Consider the following 20121-nt stretch of genomic DNA (forward strand, 5'->3'; position numbering starts at 1 on the left):
TATCTTCTTAAAACACAACATTCTAAGAAAATCTATAATAAGGCATCTGAAAATAAATAATAAGTCAAAGATGGGAAGTATATTTTNNAAATAGGTTCCGCAGATAGTAGCTACTATCTAAGGGTTCTTTTAATGTAGTATAACACAAAATAGACGAGCATTCTGACTTATTTGTTTTTTGAAGATGCCTAAAGTTAAACTTAATGGTAAATTTATATTAAATACTTTTAAGTGCTTCTTTTATGTCTTTTGTATATATGCCTCCATGATAGCATATAATCCTGTCTATATCATAATTTAGAAGCTTTTTCACAGAATTTCTAGCTTCATTTATATCTAAAGTATACTGTGGCAATGCAACTACTAACTCTTCGTTTTCTATAACTAAAGCATCTCCAGCTATTAATGATTTACTCTCTTTATGATAAATTGATATATGTCCTGGCATATGACCTGGTGTAGATATTACTTCTATACCTCCACAAAAATCAAAATAATCTCTATCCTTTAAACATATATCTACATCACAACTTTCTACTGATTCAAGCATTTTCTGAAAATCTTTGGCCTTCTCCTTCTCTACTTCTGATAAAGAATTATATATACTTTCTGCTTGTTGTAATCTTAATGATTTTTTTTTACCACTAATATAAGGCTCATCTTCTTTTGATGATAATATCTCTATAGTAGGATATTTTCTCTTAAATTCTGCTAGCGATCCCATATGATCAAAATCATGATGAGTTATAATTATTTTAGATAATTTTTTTATGTCAACTCCATTATTTATTGCAACCCCTTCGATTAAACATAAAAAATTAGGATACCCACAATCAATTAAAATCATCTCATCCTCATCTTCTAATATAACTGGATAAATAGTATTAATTTCTTCATCAAGATTAAAATTTAATTCTAATATATTTATTTTACTCATATTAATCCTCCTGATAATAATTTAATTACTTAAATAATATCATGCCCATAAAAATATAGTTAGTTCACAAATAATTATGTCTTATCTGTGACCATATATTAAGATTAAAATATAATTTATCAAATATCATTAATACTTTTTATGTAGTACACATTTTATATTTTCTAATAATTCTTCTAATGCTGTTTTCGGTAAGATAATATTGATTAGCAAGTTCTTTTACAGTTATTCCTTTATTGTATTTATTATAAATTTCAATATTTCTTTTCTTCAACTCACTGTTACATCCACTATCTTCTCCCCAACTCTTTTTATTCTCATCTTTTCTAGGTATATATAAATATTTACCATCAATATATTGTTGAAGTAATTGAACAATTTCCTTTGGTAATACATTTTGTGCATTTTCGTATTTCATAATCTTTGCCCCTATTCAATATTTTTATTTTCAAATATCGAAGCAAAGACTGCACAAAGCTATTTTATAGAATCTCTATTTTAAAATGGCTCCAAACAAAATGTGTTTGTATTTTTACAGTCTTTGCTTGGAGCCTAATCCAATAACTAGCTTTTCTGCTTTATTCATAACCATTTTCTCCTTTTAAGTATCATTTTATACTTCTATACTTATAATTATAAATTAAAGCTCTTCATTTAACTAGTTAACTATTAATGCTAAGTGAGGTTTTTTATTGTATTATAACTTTAACATTACTTGTAATCTTATATTTTACATACACTTTATGGTGTAACAAAATTATAAGGTGCTATTCTTTTACAACTCATATTAAATATATATTAGCTCAATTTGTTATTGCAATTTGTCATTATTTCTTTGTTTTAAATAATGATATAATTAATAATCCACGATAATGTTAAGTAAAATTTATCATCGTGGATTCTTCTTTAATTATTTGTTAATACTTTTAATTTGCTGACTTTGCAGCTGCTGTAGTAGCTGCCATAGTTGCTACAATGGCTGCCATTTGCTGGGCAATAATAATATTAGTAATGTTAGTTGATACGGTTCCTTCTAATAGATTATTCTTCATATCACCAACATATTGAAGTGCTACAAAATTTGCAGAAAACATAGCACGTTGCACTTTGTTAATAGAAAATATTCCAAATCCTTTTTTCTCTTTTAAGTATTCAGCACCATTTACTAATTCTTCTGCTATAACTTGCATACTACTAGACGTCATTGCAAGGACTCCAAGAGTTGACATTGTTCCGTTATAACGTAGTTTATAATTTTTCTCCTTCAAATAAGTATAAAGCTCAAGTACTTTTTTACATAATTCCTCCTCATCATTATCAGCAAGAAGCAACACAAGTGCCAGCGCTTGCATAGCATTTCCACCCCCAAGGGTTGGTTTTAATCTCCCTTCTATAGTTACTATACGCTTGATGGCTGAACTTACGTCAATGTCTGTCATTCCTAGCATTGCAACATAAATATAATCATCTTTACTTGTTAAAAATGGATGTACTTTACGCAATCCATCATAGAATTCTCTCATACGTTTAATAACATCATCATATTCAGCTTCGGTCTTAGTCTTAGCAACTTGAATTGCAGCAATAGTAAGATACTCTGAACTATGAAACCCTTGTTGTTTCATTTTCTCATATAAAATCTGAGTTTTTTCAAATAATCTCTCCGGATTTTCATCTAGAGAAAGTATTGTTGCTATTATAGGAAGAGTTGACCCTTTAAAATTAGAGAATATTGATGTATTCTTTTTAATGTAATCTTTCATTTCTCTTATACGATTTACATCTAATAGCCTCTCCTCATTTGTGTATAGCATTGAGCATAACATATGTGACAGCTTATAATCCCATTTCATCACTTTTCCTAATTGCATTGTATAATCTGCAAATGTATCTAATTTACTTTGAACTCTTATATCCATTGATTTTCTCCTTATATAAATTATTTAACATTCCTATACTATTCTATTCCCTATGGCATGTCTTTCTTTGAATGTAAATATGTACTTAAATCCAAGTTCCTTTATTATTTCTAGTGCTTCTTCACAATATTGTCCAACATCTTCTGCTTTATGGCCATCAGAACCAATAGTTATTATTTCACCACCTAATGCTTTATATAGCTTTATAAGTTTTAAAGAATTATCTCTATTGTCTTCTCTTCCTCTAAAGACGGAAGTATTTATTTCTATGCCCTTTCCTCTCTCAATTATAATTTTAAAGATTTCTTCTATTATATCCATATTATCCTTAAAATCATAAGTTCCTATGGTTTTATAGGCATATCTATTTAACAAGTCTATATGAGCAGCTATATCAAAGTCTGCATTTTTAACCATATCGTAAACTTCTTGAAAATAAAGTTCGTAGGCTTCCTTATAATCATAGTTCTTAATTAAATCTCTAAGCCCCATGTTGTTTATATTATGTACTGAACCTAAAATTACATCTACATCTATATTTTCAAGCACATTCTTGTAATCTTCTTTCATAATGTATGGCTCACAAATTTCTATGCCTTTATATATATTAAGTTCTTTAGAAAATTTAGCTTTAGCTTCTTCAATATCTTTATTGAATTTTTGAAAATTCATATATCCATAGGTTTTTCTTATATTATTTAAACAAAAATGTTCTGTAAATGCTATATGCTTAATCCCCTTTTCTATAGCATAAACGCACATATCCTCTAATGACTCTTTAGAATCAAAGGAATTATTAGAATGAGTATGAAAATCATATATCATGCATTTTTCTCCTATCTCTGGCTTCAATTATCAAATCCATTAAGCCACAATTAAATTGTAATATATTACTATTATCATATACTAGTTTACTGTTATTTTAAATCTTGTACTTACTTGATTTATGTAACTTCAATTATATAAAACTTAAAGGACTATCTCAATGTGAATCTTAATATTCTCCACTTGTAATAGACAGTTAAAATAATAAAACTGCTTATTTCAAGGGAACATATCAATCTTGAGATAGTCCTTTTTAATTGTTATCTAAATTATTTAGATTTTATTTCAATCCATCTTTCATCATAAAGCTTAATGTTATCACCAAGATCTGAGAAAGATTCACATTTATCAAGAATAGCTTTATCTGGATATGCTACTGGACTAGATCTAACTTCTTCTGGTAACATTTCAAGAGCTGCTTTGTTTGGTGTAGAATATCCTATATAATTTATGTTTTGAACAGCATTCTCTGGATCTAGCATAAAGTTTATAAACTGTTCTGCGTAATCTTTATTTTCTGCATCAGTTGGTATACATAATCCATCTACCCATTTATTTGTACCTGCTTTAGGAATTGCATAAGCTAAGTTCTTATTTTGATCCATAAGAGTTACTGCATCTCCGGAATAAATTATTCCCATGGCAGCTTCTTCCCCTAAAAGTCTATCCTTACCTTCGTCGTTAACATAAGCACGAACTAAAGGTCTTTGAGTAATTAATTCAGCTTTAGCTTCATCTAATTCTTTTTCATTGATACTGTTTTGAGAATATCCTAGCTTCATTAATGCAATAGCCATAGTATCTCTAACAGAATCAAGCATTAAAATCTCTCCAGAATATTTTTCATTCCATAAAATATCCCAGCTATCCACAGTATCACTTACCATATTTTTATTGTATAAAATTCCAAAAGTCCCCCAAAAATAAGGCACGCTATATTCATTATTCTCATCATAGCTAGGATTTTTAAAGCTTTCATCTATATTTTTATAGTTAGGAATGTTATCATAACTTATCTTTTGAATTAATCCCTCATTCTTCATCTTTTCAACCATATAATCTGATGGAACTATTAAATCATATTTTGATCCACCACTTTTAATCTTCTGGTACATGATTTCATTTGTATCATAAGTTTCATATACTACTTTTATCCCAGTTTCTTCTTCAAATTTTTTTATTAGAGATTCATCTATGTAATCTCCTACGTTATAAATATTTAAAACTTCGCTAGATGACTTTGTACCACAGCCTGTAAGCATAGTTGCCACCATTATCCCTGTACATACTAGAGCTATAATCTTTTTTAATCTTTTCATATTATTACCCCTTCCTTACCACAGATTGCTTTCTGTTAGCTAATAATAATAGTATTAACACTGTTATAAACATTAATGTAGTCAGTGCATTAATCTCTGGTTTAATACCTCTCTTTGCCATAGAATAAACTTCAATTGATAAGTTAGTTACACCATTCCCAGTATTAAAGAAACTTATAATAAAGTCATCTATAGACATTGTAAAGGCAATCAAAAATCCTGAAACTATACCTGGCTTTATCTGTGGAAGTATTACTTTTCTAAGAGTATATATAGGTTTCGCCCCTAAATCCATAGCTGCTTCTTCCACATTATCTGGAAGCTGTCTTAGCTTCGGTAGTACAGATAGAACTACATAAGGTATATTAAAAGTTATGTGTGCAAGTAACATAGTTAAAAATCCTAACTTCATATTAAAAAATATGAAAAGTATCATAAGCCCAACTGCTGTTACTATATCAGGGTTTAATACAGGTAGATAGTTTATATTAAGAAGCATTGCTTTTTTAGGGCCTCTCATCCTATCTATTCCTATAGCACTTATGGTTCCTATAACAGTAGCTATAAGTGAAGCTAATATAGCTACTACTACAGTGGTTATCAAAGCTGAAATTATTCTGTCATTATGAAATAATTGCTGATACCACTTAAAAGTAAAGCCTTCCCATCTCGCCATAGATTTTGAATCATTAAAAGAAAATAGTGTTAGAGCAAAAATAGGAGCATATAGAAATATAAATATTAAAGCCAAATATATATTTGAAAATAAATTTTTTACTTTTACCATAATACTCTCCCCCCTCCTTTTTCATCACCATCTGAAAACTTAGAGGTTAATCCCATAGCCAATAAAATCAATATCATCATAAGAATAGATATTGCAGAGCCAAAGTTCCAATCTCCAACGGAGGTAAATTGCTGCTCTATCAAGTTCCCTATGAGCATGTGCTTTCCACCACCTAAAAGTTGTGATATTACAAAGGTAGACACAGCTGGCATAAATACCATAGTTATTCCTGAGATAACTCCTGGTATACTTAATGGGAAAATAATCTTCACAAAAGCTGTGATCTTTCCTGCTCCTAAATCATAAGCTGCATTAACTAAATCTTGGTCCATCTTTAATAGAGATGTATATATTGGTAGCACCATAAATGGAAGGAAGTTATACACCATTCCAAGAAGTACTGCTCCATTTGTATATAATATATCTACTGAATTTAATCCAATCATATTAAGTAAGTTATTAAATAAACCATTCTTGCCTAGGATTGCAAGCCATGCATAGGTTCTAAGTAGGAAATTCATCCACATTGGAAGAATAAATAACATTATAAGTATTCCTCGTTTATGTTCTGGTTTTCTTGATATCATATAAGCAATAGGATATCCCATTACTAAGCATAAAACTGTTGATTGTAAGGCTAAGCTAATAGATCTTGTAAATACCTTTATGTATAAAGGGTCCATTAGTCTTTTAAAATTATTTATAGAAAATTGGTAGCTTCCGCCTACCTTTTCTGTAAAGCTAAAAAATACAATTAAAAGAAGAGGTACTATTATAAAAAGAGAACTCCACAATACATAAGGATAAGCTAAATATGATTTCTTTTTCATTCTATGCTTCTCCTGATTTTTTCATTATATGAATATCTTCTGGATAGATATCCATTCCTATTTCTGTGCCTATAATAAAGTTCTTAGTATTGTGAAGAATAAAGGTCATGTTTTCTTCCTCTACTTCTAATTCATAGTGAACTCCCTTAAATACAGATGACTTTACTATCCCATTTAGGTTTCCCTCTTCTTTATGTACTATTTTTATATCCTCTGGTCTTATTACTACATCTATCTCTTCATCTTTTTCAAAGCCTTTATCAACACACTCAAATACATGTCCACAGAATTTAACCTTAAAGTCTTCTAGCATTATACCATCTACAATATTACTTTCTCCTATAAACCTAGCTACAAATTTATTCTCAGGCTCATTATATATATCTTCTGGAGTACCCATTTGCTGAATTACTCCCTTATTCATTACTACAACAGTATCAGACATAGTTAATGCTTCTTCTTGGTCATGAGTTACAAATACAAAGGTTATCCCTAATTGCTTCTGTATTCTCTTAAGCTCTATTTGCATTTCTTTTCTAAGTTTTAAATCAAGAGCTCCTAAAGGCTCATCAAGTAGTAATACTTTTGGCTCATTAACAATAGCTCTTGCTATAGCTATTCTTTGCTGTTGACCACCACTTAAAGATTCTATCTTTCTTTTTTCAAATCCCTTAAGATCTACTAATTTTAAAACTTCATTTACTTTTTTATCTATTTCACTCTTAGGTAGTTTTTTTATCTTTAGTCCAAAAGCTATATTTTCATATACATTCATATGTGGAAATAAAGCATATTTCTGGAACACTGTATTAATTTGTCTTTCATATGGAGGTAAGTCATTGATTTTCTTATCTTCGAATATAACTTCACCTTCGTCACAAGTTTCAAATCCTGCTAAAATTTTTAATGTAGTAGTCTTACCACACCCGCTAGGTCCAAGTAAGGTTACAAACTCATTCTTTTTAATTTCTAAAGTTATATTGTCTAAAACCTTATTATCTTCAAAAGCTTTAGATATTCCTTTAATTTCAATTATATTATCAACCAACATAAACACCTCTTTTTTACATAATGTTACTTATACTATCCTAGATATATAAGCATACTCTATCGGGTAATTATCTAATGCTTTCTTCATGTCAGTATTAAATCTGTCTATTTAAAATGACGGTGGAGTACTTACCCAGATTACTGTTGCCTCTGTCTTTCCTGCATTTGAAATATAGTGATTAGACTTTGGTTTAAAGTAAAAGCTTTCTCCTTTACGTATTTTATATAGTTTATCTCCTAAATGTAGATTTACAATGCCATGAAGTACAAATCCAAATTCCTCACCCTCATGAGGAGCTTCTTCTTTGTATTTTCCATTTGGTTCTAATATGAGCATTATTGGCTCCATCTCATTTTTTTGAGCATCTGGTATAAGCCATTTTAGTCTATATTTTAATTCTTCATCCTCTGTCTCGAACATATCATCATCTGTAAACTTAACTCTTTCATTAACCTTCTCACTAAAAAATTCATTTAAATTTGTACCTAGTATCTGTAGAATGTCCATAAGCGTCGCAATAGATGGGGATGTGAGATCATTCTCAATTTGTGAGATGAATCCTTTAGATAATTCACATCTGTTTGCAAGCTCCTCTTGAGTTAATTGTTTTTCCATTCTAAGACTTTTAATCTTCTCTCCAATTTGCACAATTTCACCTCAATCTTGTGTATTATATATAAACCTTAAGTTTACATTTACTAAACAAACAATATTATTCTATATTTTTTTTATGAATAAATCAATAGATTTATAAAACTTTTTTATATTTTAATGATTTTTTTTTCGTGATGAACCTTTGAATATATCTTGCATTGGTAAAAACATGTTTACATTAATATTCTTTATGTTTAGTAATACTAAGTTTCATATACCTCAAATTTATAATATATTTTTTGAAGCTTTTTTCTTAAATCTTTTATTATCCCTCTACAATTGTGAAAATATCTTGTTGTTGTCCACAATTCTCTACCTTTATACTTTAAACTAATATATAATAAAAACTTCCTAGTATTTAGTTATACTAAATTTTAACTAAATACTAGAAAGTTTTTTAACTGTACTATTTTTTAGTACAGTGTATTTCATAGCTTATAAATAAAAATGTAAACTGCCTCTATGGAAATTAATGTAATTATTAACATTTTCCACACTTTTATCCACAATATAATCAACACTAAGTGGATAAGATGTAAGTTATACACTACTTTTCTGAAAATTTACTTTATTTTATCCACAATTATTATTTTTTTATAAACAGAATTCTTTGCTTCAGAGGAGGTTTTTACTCCCACTAAAGCTTAGAAATCGTTATCCAGGGGCGTAGCCGCTCTTTACTCCCACTTTGAAGAAGATGGGAGTATTAGAGCGGGTAGTCATCGGATAAAATAATAAACAACTAAGCTGTTGATTTCTTAGTTGTTTATTTCTTAACTGTTTATAATTTTTATGTTTTTCAGTACCACTATATAAAATTTATTTTAAATATCTATATATTACTATACTAAATATAGTAATAAAAGAATAATCTAAACTTCTTATAACCATTCCAAAAGCCTATCAAATTCTCTTATCTCAACCCAATCATAAAGATTTATGTTTTCTTTTGAATGATATATTCTAAAGTCTTCTAGAGATACTTTTGCCTGATTTTCTTCATCTGTTGTAAACTCTATATATTCTTCATCACAAGAATTTAATTCTTTTATTTCACTAAAAGGATTAGTATCATCCTCATAATAAAATCTAACTCCACTTTCAGTTAAGCTTATATATAAATCTATTATTCTGTCACTAATCTCTTCCATAAGTTTCCCTTCTTTCTAGGTTATAATGTTTAATTAATATTATAACCTATTTTAGATAGAAGTCTTCTTTCTATTCTCTAGAGCATTCATAGCCATAACATATCCATATTCTCCAAAACCGCATATCTGGCCTATGCAGGCTGAAGCTGTCACAGATTTTTGTCTAAATTCTTCTCTACTATAAATTTGTGATAAGTGTACTTCTACAGTATCTATATTTACACTTTTAATAGCATCATAGATTGCATAACTATAGTGGGTGAAGGCACCTGGATTAATTATTATACCATCACATTTTTCATAATATGCTCTCTGGATAAAGTCAATAATCTCACCCTCTATATTACTTTGGCACATCTCTATATCATGTCCTAATGATATAGCTGATTCTCTTATATAAGTTTCAATCTCCTTGAAACTTATAGAGCCATATATACTTTTTTCTCTTATGCCTAAAAAATTTAGATTAGGTCCATTTATAACCATTAACTTCATAGCCATCACCCCTTACAATTAACTAAACTCTCTATTTAAAATTTCATATATATCCTTAATTGTTTGATCATCAATAGAATTCTTTTGCCATATTTCTTGTGATTTTACTCCTTGTCCTATGAGCATACTTAACCCACCTACAATTTCTTTACCTAGTTCTTTACCCTTTGATAAAAACTTTGTCATTGCTGGATTATATACTATATCTACCACTATTTGAAAATTGTTAATAATATTATCATCAACAGGGATATCATCTTCATTAGGAAACATACCAACTGGAGTGGTGTTAATTATCATATCTCCCTTAATTTCTTTTAGCTGTTCATATCCTATTAATTCAACTCTTTCATGATTTATTCCCTTATCTTTTTCTGGAGTCCTACTCACTATATAAATCTTTTTAATCCCATTATCTAATAAATAACACGCAGTAGCCTTTGTAGCTCCTCCATTACCTAAAATTACGGCTACAGAGTCTTGTATCTTAATATTATGTACCTTTAGCATATATCCAAAACCATAGTAATCTGTATTATAACCACATAACTTATTATTATCTTCTAATGCTATTGTATTAACAGCACCTATCCTTCGTGCTTCTGGTGATATTTCATCTAAATATTCCATAATTTCTTCCTTGTAAGGAATAGTTACACTGGCTCCCTTTATTTTTAAAAGCTTAAATGCATCTATAAACTCTCCTAACTTACCCTTTGGTATCTCAAATAATTTGTATGCGCCTTCTACTTCTATAGCCTGAAATATTATTTTATGTATTCTAGGTGATAAGCTATGTCCTAACTTTTCACCTAATATGCCGTAAAATTCCATAACATTACTCCTTTATATATGATTAATTTGAATAATTTTACTTATGCTTTTTTATAATGGTTTCTTGAAGACTTCTACTTAACTCCATAATACTTAAAAAAAATCTTCTTGCTAATAAATCATAGTGCTTATTTTTTAAATTGTCTACATTCTTTTTAATAATCTTTGATTCTCTTTCCTCATCATATATTGGTAAATTATTTTCTTTTTTATAATTAGCTACTCTTACAGCAACATCCATTCTTCTCTCAAACAAAACTAAAAGTTCCCTATCAATTTCATCAATTTCTTTTCTACATTGCTCTAATTCATTCACTTTAATTCACCTCTTCTCTTAATTACCTATAAATATATATTTAATTAAATTTTACTAAATATATAATAGCACTTATTTATACATAATTTCTACTAAAAATAGATAGACTTCATGAGAAATCTACCTACAAACATTTACATCTTTTTATTTTCCATAATTATTAATTTTAAGTAGATAAATTGGTTAAAATTTTATTTACTCAATATTCTATCCTTTATTTTTCTAGTATTTCTTATTAGCCAATTTTCTCTATTTTTTTCTTCGTCTTTCTTTTCCATAGACCACCTTTCTAGTTCCTCTTTATATTGATATCTTGCCATCTCAAATATAGGTTCTAAAAGATTTTTAGTATCATTATAGCCTCTTTGAATTCTCTTATTTTTAGACTCTTCATCTAAATTTAATAGTCCATCTAATACTCTTATTTCTATATCTGATGGAATTATCTCAATAATCTTTGCATTTGGGAAATCTTCTCTTCTTATCTTAGCTTCCTTAGATAAAAGTACAGCTATTATAATATCACAGCCTTCTTCATATACTGGCTTTATAGGTGTATTATCCACTAATCCCCCATCTAAGTATGTCTTTCCTTCAATCTCTTCACTCTCGTATATCATAGGAAGGCAAGCCGTTGCTAGTAATATACTTTTAGCTTTTTCTTCTTCATAGTCATTTACTCTAAAATATTTAGCAGAGAATTCTGGCATCTCAGTACACGATACATAACATATTTTCTGTAATCTTTTTAACTTATCAATATTTATATACTTTTCTATAATATCCTTTGCTCCATCTCTAGGGACATCTCCTTGCTCCATCTGCTTAGACATATATTTTTTTACTAAATTCATATTTTTACTACCAATAGTCAGAGTTATTCCTTTTCTAATTAGACCTCTATTATTTATAGGTAATAATTTTTCTATGGTGACTTCTTTCCACATTTTCTTTGCTTCTTCAAAATCATCTTGAGCAAACAAAGCTGCATTAATAGCACCTATTGAAGTACCTGAAACTACTTTTATGTACTTATCTATATTTAGCTCCTTTATAGCTTCCCATACTCCGATCTCATAGGCACCTTTTCCGCCTCCTCCAGATAGCACTAATCCTACTTTCATTTTTCTTCATCCCCCATTAAATTATTACTTTATATTAATTTTATATCATTTATTAAATATTTTTAATTATTAAATCATCTTTAAAAAACTTTTTACTTCTTTTTCATATTTTTCTTTATTCGTAGCGTAACAAGTGTTGTGTTTAGCATTTGGAATTATACATAATCTTTTAATTCCTTTTTTGATTTCATACATTTCCATGGACATACAGCATGGTATTAATTCATCCTCATCTCCATGAATAAACATAATTGGGATTTCACTCTTTCTTACCATATCCATTGGACATACTTCTCCTAAAGAAAATCCACATATTTTCTTTATTTTATAATTAGTAAGATTATAGAAAGGGAAAAATGGAATTTTATATTCATTTAATTTTCCTTTTACCACATCCATTACATTTGAATACCCAGCTTCTGATATTATAAAATTTATTTTATTTCTTCCTAAAACTGAGTACATAAGTCCAGTGGCAGCTCCCATAGAATGACCATGTACTCCTACAAAGCATGCTTCTCCAATTTTTTTCTTTATATAACTTACCCATAAATCTAAATCTTCGCATTCATATCTTCCATAGGTTGCATAAGTGCCTTCGCTATTACCATGACCTCTTTGATCTACTAAAAGAATATTAAATCCTTCTTTGATAAAAAAGTTTATATACTGGCAAGACCTATAATGTCCAACTAGATAGCCATGTAACAGTATTATTACCTTATTTGAAGATACATTACAGTTTAAATAATATCCCTTTAAATTGTATCCCTCTTTACTTTTTATAACTAATTCTTCTAATTTTAGTTTTTCATACTCATTTAAAGAGCATAACCCCATAGTAGAAAGATTCTCGAAAGTCTCTACCTTATCACGCTTTTTACCAAGGGTGGCATAATTAAATAAACAATTTATAGTACTTATAATTATTATAAAAATCACTATTATTACAATTAATATATTAATTATTATCATAATTTGCTCCTAGCTCACCTTATAATATTTCAAAATAAAAAAACTTGTATTTTAATACAAGTTTTTTATTTAATATATTGTAATAATTCCCTATTTCTTTATGGTTAATACATTTATAATCACTTTTTATAGTTTCAATTTATTTAGATTAGCTTATTTTGTTAAAGCCCCTTATCTCGTGAAAACTAGCTTAGAGGTACTACTTAGTTCTTCATTATAAGCATATCCTTCATCCTTAAAACTTTTCACATCTTCTATGGAGTTTATATTGCTTTTAACAATATAAGTTACCATTAAACCTCTAGCTCTTTTAGCATAAGTTCCTATAATTTTAAATTTTCCTTCTCTATTTTCTTTAAATTCTACATCATAAACCTTAATATCACCTAACTTATTTCTATTTACTACCTTGGAATATTCTAAAGAAGCTAAGTTTAAAATTATGTTATCCGCTCTATAATTTAGCTCATTAATCAAATTCTCAGTAATCTTTTCTGTCCAAAATTTATATAAGTCTTCTTCTGGTAGACATCTTAATTTTGTAGCCATTTCTAGCCTATATTCTTTTATTTTATCTAAAGGTCTTAGAACGCCAAATAAACCTGATAAAATTCTAATATGCTCTTGGGCAAATTCTATGTCCCATTTCTCATATCCAAAAGGATTTATAGCTTTATACACTTCTCCACTAAAGGCCCAGAAAGCTTGTCTAGTGTTTATATTATCTTCATAAAAGCATTGAAATCTATTATAATTTGTCTCTGCTAGTTTACTGCTAACTTTCATCATCTCTGCTATTTCATCAACGGTATACTCTTTAAGTATATTTACTAATTTCCTTGTCTCATCTACAAACATAGGCTCAGTGCTTTCATCTATAAATATTTCTTTTTCAAAATCCAAGGATTTAGTTGAAGATATTATTGTTATCATCCGTTTTCTCCTAACTTTAATTAATCATTATTATATGAATTTAGCATCTTCTACTCCTAAATCCAAGTGATATACCCGTATAATCAGCTTTTTAAAATTTTAACTACATAACATTTTAAAATTTTAACCATATAACATTTAAAATATATAGCATTTTACCTATTTTAAATTTTAACTTTTTAAATGGTTACCTTATCTAGTTATTTTTAAGAGTTCTACTAACACGCTTTTACTCCTTAATAACAATCCCTAAAATTCTTGAAAGGGATAGTGCTTGCATAGGAGTAACTATAATACCATGTAAATCTCTTATGTCTCCAATTAATCCTTCTATATCACTACTAGTAAAATCGATTCCCTTTACCATAGCTTTTGATATATCAACATGTCTCATATTTACAGTGGTAAAATCCACCTTAGAAAATTTACTATTTTCAAAACTTACACTATTAAAAGATGATTCTATAAAATTAACATTTTTAAGGGTGGAGAAAGATATATTACTATAATCACCATTACACTGATTAAAAGTAACATTTTGAAGATTTGCATCTGCCAAATCTAGTCCTATAAGTTTACAATTTATCATCTCTACTCTATGTAATATTCCATTATTTAAATTTGAATTTGATAAATCACAATTTTCAAATCTCACATCTATTAATTCAATATGAGGAAATTTTACATCTCTAAAATTCATATTTTTAAATATAGCTTCTGAAACTTCAACATGAGATGCACCTTCATTACTCATATCAAAATCAAGAACCATTATATTGCTAAAACAATCCTCATCATTTATATTTCTCTCTAAAAAATAAATTTCTTCATTAATCGATGTAATTTTAGGTGATAATACTTTGTTATCTCTTTGATTTTTTTTATCTTTCATATTTATTCTAGCCTTGTAGCATACAATTAATACACTATCTCCTAGCCTTCACCAACTTTCATGCTTTTTAATTTTACATAGTTTTAGATCTTATTACCATATTTAATTATTCCCCAGGTAATTTCAAAAAACTACATGAGTAGGAATAGTATATGACTATTATACTTTTTATTTTTATAATATGTAAGGAAAGTTTTTACAAATAAATCACATTTTTAGTATATATTTTATATATAAATAAAGCTAAGTAAATATATACTTAATTAAAATTTATTACTTAAATATATAATATTTATAAGCACATACCTATATGATCCTAATACACTAATTATATAAATAATAGTGGAGGTATATAATGTCTACATTTAGAATTATTGTCTTTGATGGTGGTGGAATACGTGGTGCTCTATCTACTCGTATCTTAAAACGCATTTATAACAAATATCCTGATATTTTAAAACATACAAATCTATTTGCTGGAACTTCTACAGGAGCTTTAATAGCTCTAGCTCTAGCCCATGGAAAGGATGGAAACTATGTAGATGATCTATATAACTATGAAACCATAAAAGAAATCTTTTCTCCTGCTCACCTAAATTTTTTTAGACCAAAATTTAATAATAAGAATTTAAAAAAGATGATATTATCTGTTTTCCCAGAAGATCTCACTCTAGGCGATCTTGAAAAATATGTATTCATACCATCCTTTAATGTGAAAGGTTTCTCATCAAATAACTGGGAATCTGTATTCTTCAACAACCTTTCTCATGGCTCAACATATTCATCTAAGGTTGTAGATGCAGCATTAGCTAGCTCTGCTGCCCCTACCTACTTTCCTTCTTACAAGAATTTTATAGATGGTGGCGTAATTGTAAATAATCCTACAACAGCCTCTATGATTTCTGTAATGAAGCTTCTTAAGCCCAAACACGCCCTATCAGATTTTCGTATATTATCTATAGGCACAGGTTCAACCCTTAATCAAATCAGATCAAATACTGCTTCTTGGGGCGCTCTCCAGTGGATGCTTAGCCCTATGTGCAATGTTAAAACCCCTCTAGTTTCTATACTACTAGATAATACTCCTCTAGAGGACTTATATTGCAGGGAACTTATAGGTTCTAATTACTTTAGAATAGATCCTATACTAAAATATAAAATTCCTCTTGATGACTATTCCAAAGTTCCATTACTTAAAAATGCTGTAGATAACCTAGACCTTTCTGAAACCTTTAAATTTATAGAAAATCATTTCTTACGTTAATACAATATTTACTTAAAAATAAGTCAAAGCTCAGAATTTATGAATTTTAATTATTCAACAATTATATTAATAAAACTTAAACTATTGCCTTTAATTATCTATATAAAAAAGTTATTCTACAATGCTAATTTTTATTATAGAATAACTTTTTTATTTTTCCTATTTATAAACCTAAAGTTTAACTAATATTGTTTTATTATATATAATTTAAGAATAGTTCTGGTATTTCACAATCTTATTTTTCCCTTCTGCCTTTGCTATATATAAAGCCTTATCTGCAAAATTAATACATTGATCAATACTACTTTCCTTACCTTTGTATATAAATATCCCTATACTAGCAGTTACTTTTAATTTCTTTTCACAATATATATTGGTACTTCCAATAGCTGCTCTTATATCCTCACAGATTGAATAAACTTTTTTTTCATCTATGTCTTGTAAAACCATTAGGAACTCTTCTCCACCATATCTTCCTGCAAAACCATATTTCCCTATTTTTTCATTAATTATGTTACCAATAGCCTTTAATACATAATCTCCAGTACTATGACCGTATTTATCATTAATTACTTTAAAATCATCAATATCTATCATTATAACTGCTAATTCTTTTCCTTTTTCCCTACATTCATTAAAGGCTTTTTCTCCTTCTACAAAAATCTCCATTCTAGATAGTAGACCTGTTAAAAAATCGCGAGAGGAAATGTATTTAGTCTTATTGTATAGATAAGAATTTTCAAGTGCTATAGCTACATAGGAACCTAGTATTTTTAGTTTATTTAAATCATTTTCTGTATATGCATTCTTCTTATAGCTTTGCACATTTAAAAATCCTTTAACCTTGCCCTCTAAAATTAACGGACAATACATGGCTGATTGAGTACTATCAGGACTTATATCAAATTTAAGTTTGGGTACATATTTTGTATAGTCATTATGTAAATCATTAACTAAAATAGTACATCTATTTCTAACACAATAAGCTCCAAAGCTAGCTTCATCTTCTACATGAACATTTTTTAGATGTAATTTATTCCCTCTATCTATAAACAATGCATAATCCAAAATTCCATCAGATTCTTTAATAGTTGAAATTCCTACTACATCTGCATTCATAATCATAGATATTTCTTTATAAGTATTTTCTAGTATCTTCTCAAAACTAAGATCTGAAGTTATTTTTTGACCTATAGTAGATATTACTTTAATGTCATCGTATAATGATTTAAACATAGCTGCTTCATACTTACTCTTCTCGTTCTCCAAATTTACAAAACTAAAATTATTTCTTTTGCAATTAAGTTCATCATTTATATCAATATATTTTTCATAATATTTTAAGGCTTCTTCATAATTATTATTCTTCTTATTTAAAACATAAAGTTGATTATATATATTCCTACTAATTAAAACACATTTATTTTTCTCAGATATTTCCAAAGCCTTTAATAGCTTGCTGATGCCATTATCATACCTCTCTTTTATTAAATCATATTGAGCCCATGAATCTAATATATTGGCTTGAACCTCATAATAATCTCCTTTAATAGCTATTTTCATTGCTTCTGAATAATCTGCCTCCGCATCATTATAATTGCTTGCTTTAAAATTAATTTTTCCTCTTACTCTTAAGGCTTCACATAACATTACATCACAATTACTCTTCTTAGAAATTTCCATAGACTCATTGATAAATTGCATTGCCTTTGATATGCTTCCAATTTCACATTCAATCTCTGCAATAACTTGATACATACTTACCTTTACATCATCTCTGTTACCATATGGTATATACTGTAATGAGTCTATAATTCTTTTCGCCTCTTCATATTTACCTATTTTTAAATAATTTACACACATATTATTTAATATTATTACAAAAAATTTATCATGTTTTATCTCTTTTGCTATTTTTAAAGCAAGCTTTCCCCACTTAGTACTTAGTTCATATAATCCTAATTGAAAGTACGAAATCATAAGTCCATTAGCAACATATAACCTACCCTCTTCATCCTCAATACTTCGAAACAATGTATTTGCCTTTAAAAAGTTATTTACTCCCTTTTCATATATACCTGAATAGCTAAAATAACATCCTAAAATTCCATTACACCAGGCTACTCCTCTTATGTTTCCATTTTCATTACATATCTTTAAGCCTTCATCTAATATACTTTTAGCATGTTCAGAGTTGATTATTACCTCAACTTTTGCATACTCTGCAAATTTGTCTATGTAACTCGGGTCCTCTTTGAGTCTTTTTAGTGCTTCTTCTTTTGGATCTTTGTACATAGATTCTGCAACCCCCTGTTAGTCTTATATTATAAGTTATAATTATACGCCTTCTTCTATAGCAAAATCTCTAGTTACATCCCTTACCCATTTTCCACTACCTACTCTTATTATACTAACTAAAGATTTTATTATTTCATCAGATCTGATTATAAAGAATACAGCTACAATAGGTAAATTGAATAACTTTACTGCTATAAATCCTCCAGGAATAGCTACGCACCACATAAATACAATATCATTTAGTAATACAAATCTAGCATCTCCTCCGCCCCTTAGAACTCCCATCATCATATTACTTCCTAAAGCTTGGAATATAACAATAATAGAGGTTACACTCATTATTTCCATAGCAATTAATTTTGTATTTTCTGGTACATTATAGAAATTTACGATTATAGGTTTAATAAAATAGATTATCCCACTAGCAATTAATCCCATAATTACACTAAAGACACCTATAGTAAAAGCGTATTCTTTTGCCTTATCCTTTTTTCCCTCTCCTATAGTATTACCAATTATAACAGCTGCTGCATTAGATAATCCGAATATAAATACTGTTACGAATTGTTGTGCAACTCCATTTATGCTATTAGCTGCTACTGTACTTGTTCCCATAGTTGCTACAATGACAGAAATCATAGAAGAGCCTGTAGACCAAAGTAATTCATTGAATAATACTGGTGTACATGTTGATGCATAATCCTTCAATATAACCTTATCTACCTTTAATAGGTGTTTAGGTCTTAGTTTTATTTTCTTCTCAAAATAAGCCATAAATATTATAATTATAACGAATTCAGCAATTCTAGCCATAACGGTAGCTATAGCCGCACCTCTTATCCCTAATGCTGGAACTCCAAATTTTCCAAATATAAATACCCAGTTAAAGAAAGCATTTACTATCAATGACACACTGTACACTAACATTGAAATTTTCACTGTTTTCACAGAACGAAGCATCATTACTGTACAGTTTGTTAACCCATAAAATATATATCCTATACAAACTATCCTAAGATAACTAGCTCCCCCCTCAATAACAGCTACATCATTAGAAAATATACGCATAAACTGTGTTGGTAATATCGCTGCTATTGCTATAAATATAACTATTATAACAGTGCAAACTCTATACACAATTGCAAGTATCTTATGAATAGAATTTACATCCTTCTTCCCCCAATATTGAGATATCATGATATTAGACCCACTAGCAAGTCCAAAAATTAATATCATTAAAATAAAAAATAAGTTGTTTGCTAAAGCTACTGAAGATAATTGGACTTCGCCTAATGATCCAACCATTAATGTATCTACCATACTTACAGCGAAAGTAATTAAATTCTGTATAGCTATAGGTATTGATATACTAAAAAGTAGTTTATAAAATTTCTTGTCTCTAGTTATTCTCATATTTACACTTTCTCCATATTAATCCAATTTAATAAAGTTATTATATCATATTTTACTCATAAAAATAACCATACATACTTATATCCCTATGTATGGTTATTTTA

The 20121-nt window shown here is 28.5% G+C and carries 20 protein-coding genes; 1 reads left to right on the forward strand and 19 read right to left on the reverse strand.

Annotation, left to right across the window (positions count from 1 at the left end; genetic code table 11):
• Positions 1 to 217: 217 nt before the first annotated feature.
• The 17 genes from B3W71_RS08770 to B3W71_RS08850 all read right to left on the reverse strand — a co-directional run bounded on the left by B3W71_RS08770 (position 218) and on the right by B3W71_RS08850 (position 15042).
• Positions 218 to 937: an MBL fold metallo-hydrolase gene (locus B3W71_RS08770; protein WP_346888573.1), complete on the reverse strand. Its 720-nt coding sequence runs from the start codon at positions 935 to 937 to the stop codon at positions 218 to 220.
• A 139-nt stretch (positions 938 to 1076) separates the two neighbouring features.
• Positions 1077 to 1355 (reverse strand): CD3324 family protein, encoded by a 279-nt coding sequence (locus tag B3W71_RS08775; protein WP_346888574.1) that lies wholly within the window; start codon positions 1353 to 1355, stop codon positions 1077 to 1079.
• A gap of 508 nt (positions 1356 to 1863) precedes the next feature.
• Positions 1864 to 2856, reverse strand: coding sequence for a DUF4003 family protein (locus tag B3W71_RS08780; RefSeq protein WP_346888575.1), 993 nt, complete (start codon positions 2854 to 2856; stop codon positions 1864 to 1866).
• A gap of 33 nt (positions 2857 to 2889) precedes the next feature.
• Positions 2890 to 3681, reverse strand: a complete 792-nt coding sequence (locus tag B3W71_RS08785; RefSeq protein WP_346888576.1) for a histidinol-phosphatase HisJ family protein — start codon at positions 3679 to 3681, stop codon at positions 2890 to 2892.
• Between the two features lie 269 nt (positions 3682 to 3950).
• Positions 3951 to 5000 (reverse strand): spermidine/putrescine ABC transporter substrate-binding protein, encoded by a 1050-nt coding sequence (locus tag B3W71_RS08790; RefSeq protein ID WP_346888577.1) that lies wholly within the window; start codon positions 4998 to 5000, stop codon positions 3951 to 3953.
• Between the two features lie 4 nt (positions 5001 to 5004).
• The gene (locus tag B3W71_RS08795) at positions 5005 to 5787 is read right to left on the reverse strand and encodes an ABC transporter permease (RefSeq protein ID WP_414632008.1); all 783 of its coding nucleotides are present in this window, start codon (positions 5785 to 5787) and stop codon (positions 5005 to 5007) included.
• Positions 5781 to 6617 (reverse strand): ABC transporter permease, encoded by an 837-nt coding sequence (locus tag B3W71_RS08800; protein ID WP_346888578.1) that lies wholly within the window; start codon positions 6615 to 6617, stop codon positions 5781 to 5783. Before B3W71_RS08800 ends, B3W71_RS08795 begins: the two co-directional genes overlap by 7 nt.
• 1 nt (position 6618) lies before the next feature.
• Positions 6619 to 7668, reverse strand: coding sequence for a spermidine/putrescine ABC transporter ATP-binding protein (gene potA / locus B3W71_RS08805; protein WP_346888579.1), 1050 nt, complete (start codon positions 7666 to 7668; stop codon positions 6619 to 6621).
• A 108-nt stretch (positions 7669 to 7776) separates the two neighbouring features.
• The gene (locus tag B3W71_RS08810) at positions 7777 to 8316 is read right to left on the reverse strand and encodes an XRE family transcriptional regulator (protein WP_346888580.1); all 540 of its coding nucleotides are present in this window, start codon (positions 8314 to 8316) and stop codon (positions 7777 to 7779) included.
• 887 nt (positions 8317 to 9203) lie between these two features.
• Positions 9204 to 9473 (reverse strand): hypothetical protein, encoded by a 270-nt coding sequence (locus B3W71_RS08815; protein ID WP_346888581.1) that lies wholly within the window; start codon positions 9471 to 9473, stop codon positions 9204 to 9206.
• 51 nt (positions 9474 to 9524) lie between these two features.
• Positions 9525 to 9968 (reverse strand): type II 3-dehydroquinate dehydratase, encoded by a 444-nt coding sequence (gene aroQ / locus B3W71_RS08820; RefSeq protein ID WP_346888582.1) that lies wholly within the window; start codon positions 9966 to 9968, stop codon positions 9525 to 9527.
• Positions 9969 to 9986: 18 nt separating this feature from the next.
• Positions 9987 to 10802, reverse strand: a complete 816-nt coding sequence (aroE, locus tag B3W71_RS08825) for a shikimate dehydrogenase (protein WP_346888583.1) — start codon at positions 10800 to 10802, stop codon at positions 9987 to 9989.
• A 37-nt stretch (positions 10803 to 10839) separates the two neighbouring features.
• Positions 10840 to 11118 carry a chorismate mutase gene (locus tag B3W71_RS08830; RefSeq protein ID WP_346888584.1) on the reverse strand — a complete coding sequence of 93 codons (279 nt, stop codon included), beginning with the start codon at positions 11116 to 11118 and terminating at the stop codon, positions 10840 to 10842.
• A 191-nt stretch (positions 11119 to 11309) separates the two neighbouring features.
• Positions 11310 to 12242, reverse strand: a complete 933-nt coding sequence (locus B3W71_RS08835) for a patatin-like phospholipase family protein (protein ID WP_346888585.1) — start codon at positions 12240 to 12242, stop codon at positions 11310 to 11312.
• 69 nt (positions 12243 to 12311) lie between these two features.
• Positions 12312 to 13217, reverse strand: a complete 906-nt coding sequence (locus B3W71_RS08840) for an alpha/beta hydrolase (protein WP_346888586.1) — start codon at positions 13215 to 13217, stop codon at positions 12312 to 12314.
• A gap of 171 nt (positions 13218 to 13388) precedes the next feature.
• The gene (yaaA, locus tag B3W71_RS08845; RefSeq protein ID WP_346888587.1) at positions 13389 to 14150 is read right to left on the reverse strand and encodes a peroxide stress protein YaaA; all 762 of its coding nucleotides are present in this window, start codon (positions 14148 to 14150) and stop codon (positions 13389 to 13391) included.
• 229 nt (positions 14151 to 14379) lie between these two features.
• Positions 14380 to 15042 (reverse strand): pentapeptide repeat-containing protein, encoded by a 663-nt coding sequence (locus B3W71_RS08850; RefSeq protein WP_346888588.1) that lies wholly within the window; start codon positions 15040 to 15042, stop codon positions 14380 to 14382.
• Between the two features lie 355 nt (positions 15043 to 15397).
• Between B3W71_RS08850 and B3W71_RS08855 the strand changes: the two genes are divergently transcribed.
• Positions 15398 to 16306: a patatin-like phospholipase family protein gene (locus tag B3W71_RS08855; RefSeq protein ID WP_346888589.1), complete on the forward strand. Its 909-nt coding sequence runs from the start codon at positions 15398 to 15400 to the stop codon at positions 16304 to 16306.
• 207 nt (positions 16307 to 16513) lie between these two features.
• On the opposite strand, the gene B3W71_RS08860 is transcribed toward B3W71_RS08855, so the two are convergent.
• Together B3W71_RS08860 and B3W71_RS08865 are read right to left on the reverse strand one after the other, a co-directional pair.
• The gene (locus B3W71_RS08860) at positions 16514 to 18601 is read right to left on the reverse strand and encodes a GGDEF domain-containing protein (RefSeq protein WP_346888590.1); all 2088 of its coding nucleotides are present in this window, start codon (positions 18599 to 18601) and stop codon (positions 16514 to 16516) included.
• Between the two features lie 42 nt (positions 18602 to 18643).
• Positions 18644 to 20017: an MATE family efflux transporter gene (locus B3W71_RS08865; protein ID WP_346888591.1), complete on the reverse strand. Its 1374-nt coding sequence runs from the start codon at positions 20015 to 20017 to the stop codon at positions 18644 to 18646.
• Positions 20018 to 20121 lie beyond the last annotated feature (104 nt).

It is taken from the genome of Clostridium sp. UBA1056, assembly GCA_002316385.1.
Classification (GTDB): Bacteria; Bacillota; Clostridia; order Clostridiales; family Clostridiaceae; genus Clostridium_J.

Coding starts and splice junctions, on each gene's coding strand:
- aroQ (WP_346888582.1), bottom strand. CDS start 9,968: ATGAAGTTAATGGTTATAAATGGACCTAATCTAAATTTTTTAGGCATA.
- potA (WP_346888579.1), bottom strand. CDS start 7,668: ATGTTGGTTGATAATATAATTGAAATTAAAGGAATATCTAAAGCTTTT.
- B3W71_RS08780 (WP_346888575.1), bottom strand. CDS start 2,856: ATGGATATAAGAGTTCAAAGTAAATTAGATACATTTGCAGATTATACA.
- B3W71_RS08840 (WP_346888586.1), bottom strand. CDS start 13,217: ATGATAATAATTAATATATTAATTGTAATAATAGTGATTTTTATAATA.
- B3W71_RS08850 (WP_346888588.1), bottom strand. CDS start 15,042: ATGAAAGATAAAAAAAATCAAAGAGATAACAAAGTATTATCACCTAAA.
- B3W71_RS08775 (WP_346888574.1), bottom strand. CDS start 1,355: ATGAAATACGAAAATGCACAAAATGTATTACCAAAGGAAATTGTTCAA.
- B3W71_RS08770 (WP_346888573.1), bottom strand. CDS start 937: ATGAGTAAAATAAATATATTAGAATTAAATTTTAATCTTGATGAAGAA.
- B3W71_RS08860 (WP_346888590.1), bottom strand. CDS start 18,601: ATGTACAAAGATCCAAAAGAAGAAGCACTAAAAAGACTCAAAGAGGAC.
- B3W71_RS08800 (WP_346888578.1), bottom strand. CDS start 6,617: ATGAAAAAGAAATCATATTTAGCTTATCCTTATGTATTGTGGAGTTCT.
- B3W71_RS08835 (WP_346888585.1), bottom strand. CDS start 12,242: ATGAAAGTAGGATTAGTGCTATCTGGAGGAGGCGGAAAAGGTGCCTAT.
- B3W71_RS08855 (WP_346888589.1), top strand. CDS start 15,398: ATGTCTACATTTAGAATTATTGTCTTTGATGGTGGTGGAATACGTGGT.
- B3W71_RS08795 (WP_414632008.1), bottom strand. CDS start 5,787: ATGGTAAAAGTAAAAAATTTATTTTCAAATATATATTTGGCTTTAATA.
- B3W71_RS08785 (WP_346888576.1), bottom strand. CDS start 3,681: ATGATATATGATTTTCATACTCATTCTAATAATTCCTTTGATTCTAAA.
- aroE (WP_346888583.1), bottom strand. CDS start 10,802: ATGGAATTTTACGGCATATTAGGTGAAAAGTTAGGACATAGCTTATCA.
- B3W71_RS08865 (WP_346888591.1), bottom strand. CDS start 20,017: ATGAGAATAACTAGAGACAAGAAATTTTATAAACTACTTTTTAGTATA.
- yaaA (WP_346888587.1), bottom strand. CDS start 14,150: ATGATAACAATAATATCTTCAACTAAATCCTTGGATTTTGAAAAAGAA.
- B3W71_RS08790 (WP_346888577.1), bottom strand. CDS start 5,000: ATGAAAAGATTAAAAAAGATTATAGCTCTAGTATGTACAGGGATAATG.
- B3W71_RS08815 (WP_346888581.1), bottom strand. CDS start 9,473: ATGGAAGAGATTAGTGACAGAATAATAGATTTATATATAAGCTTAACT.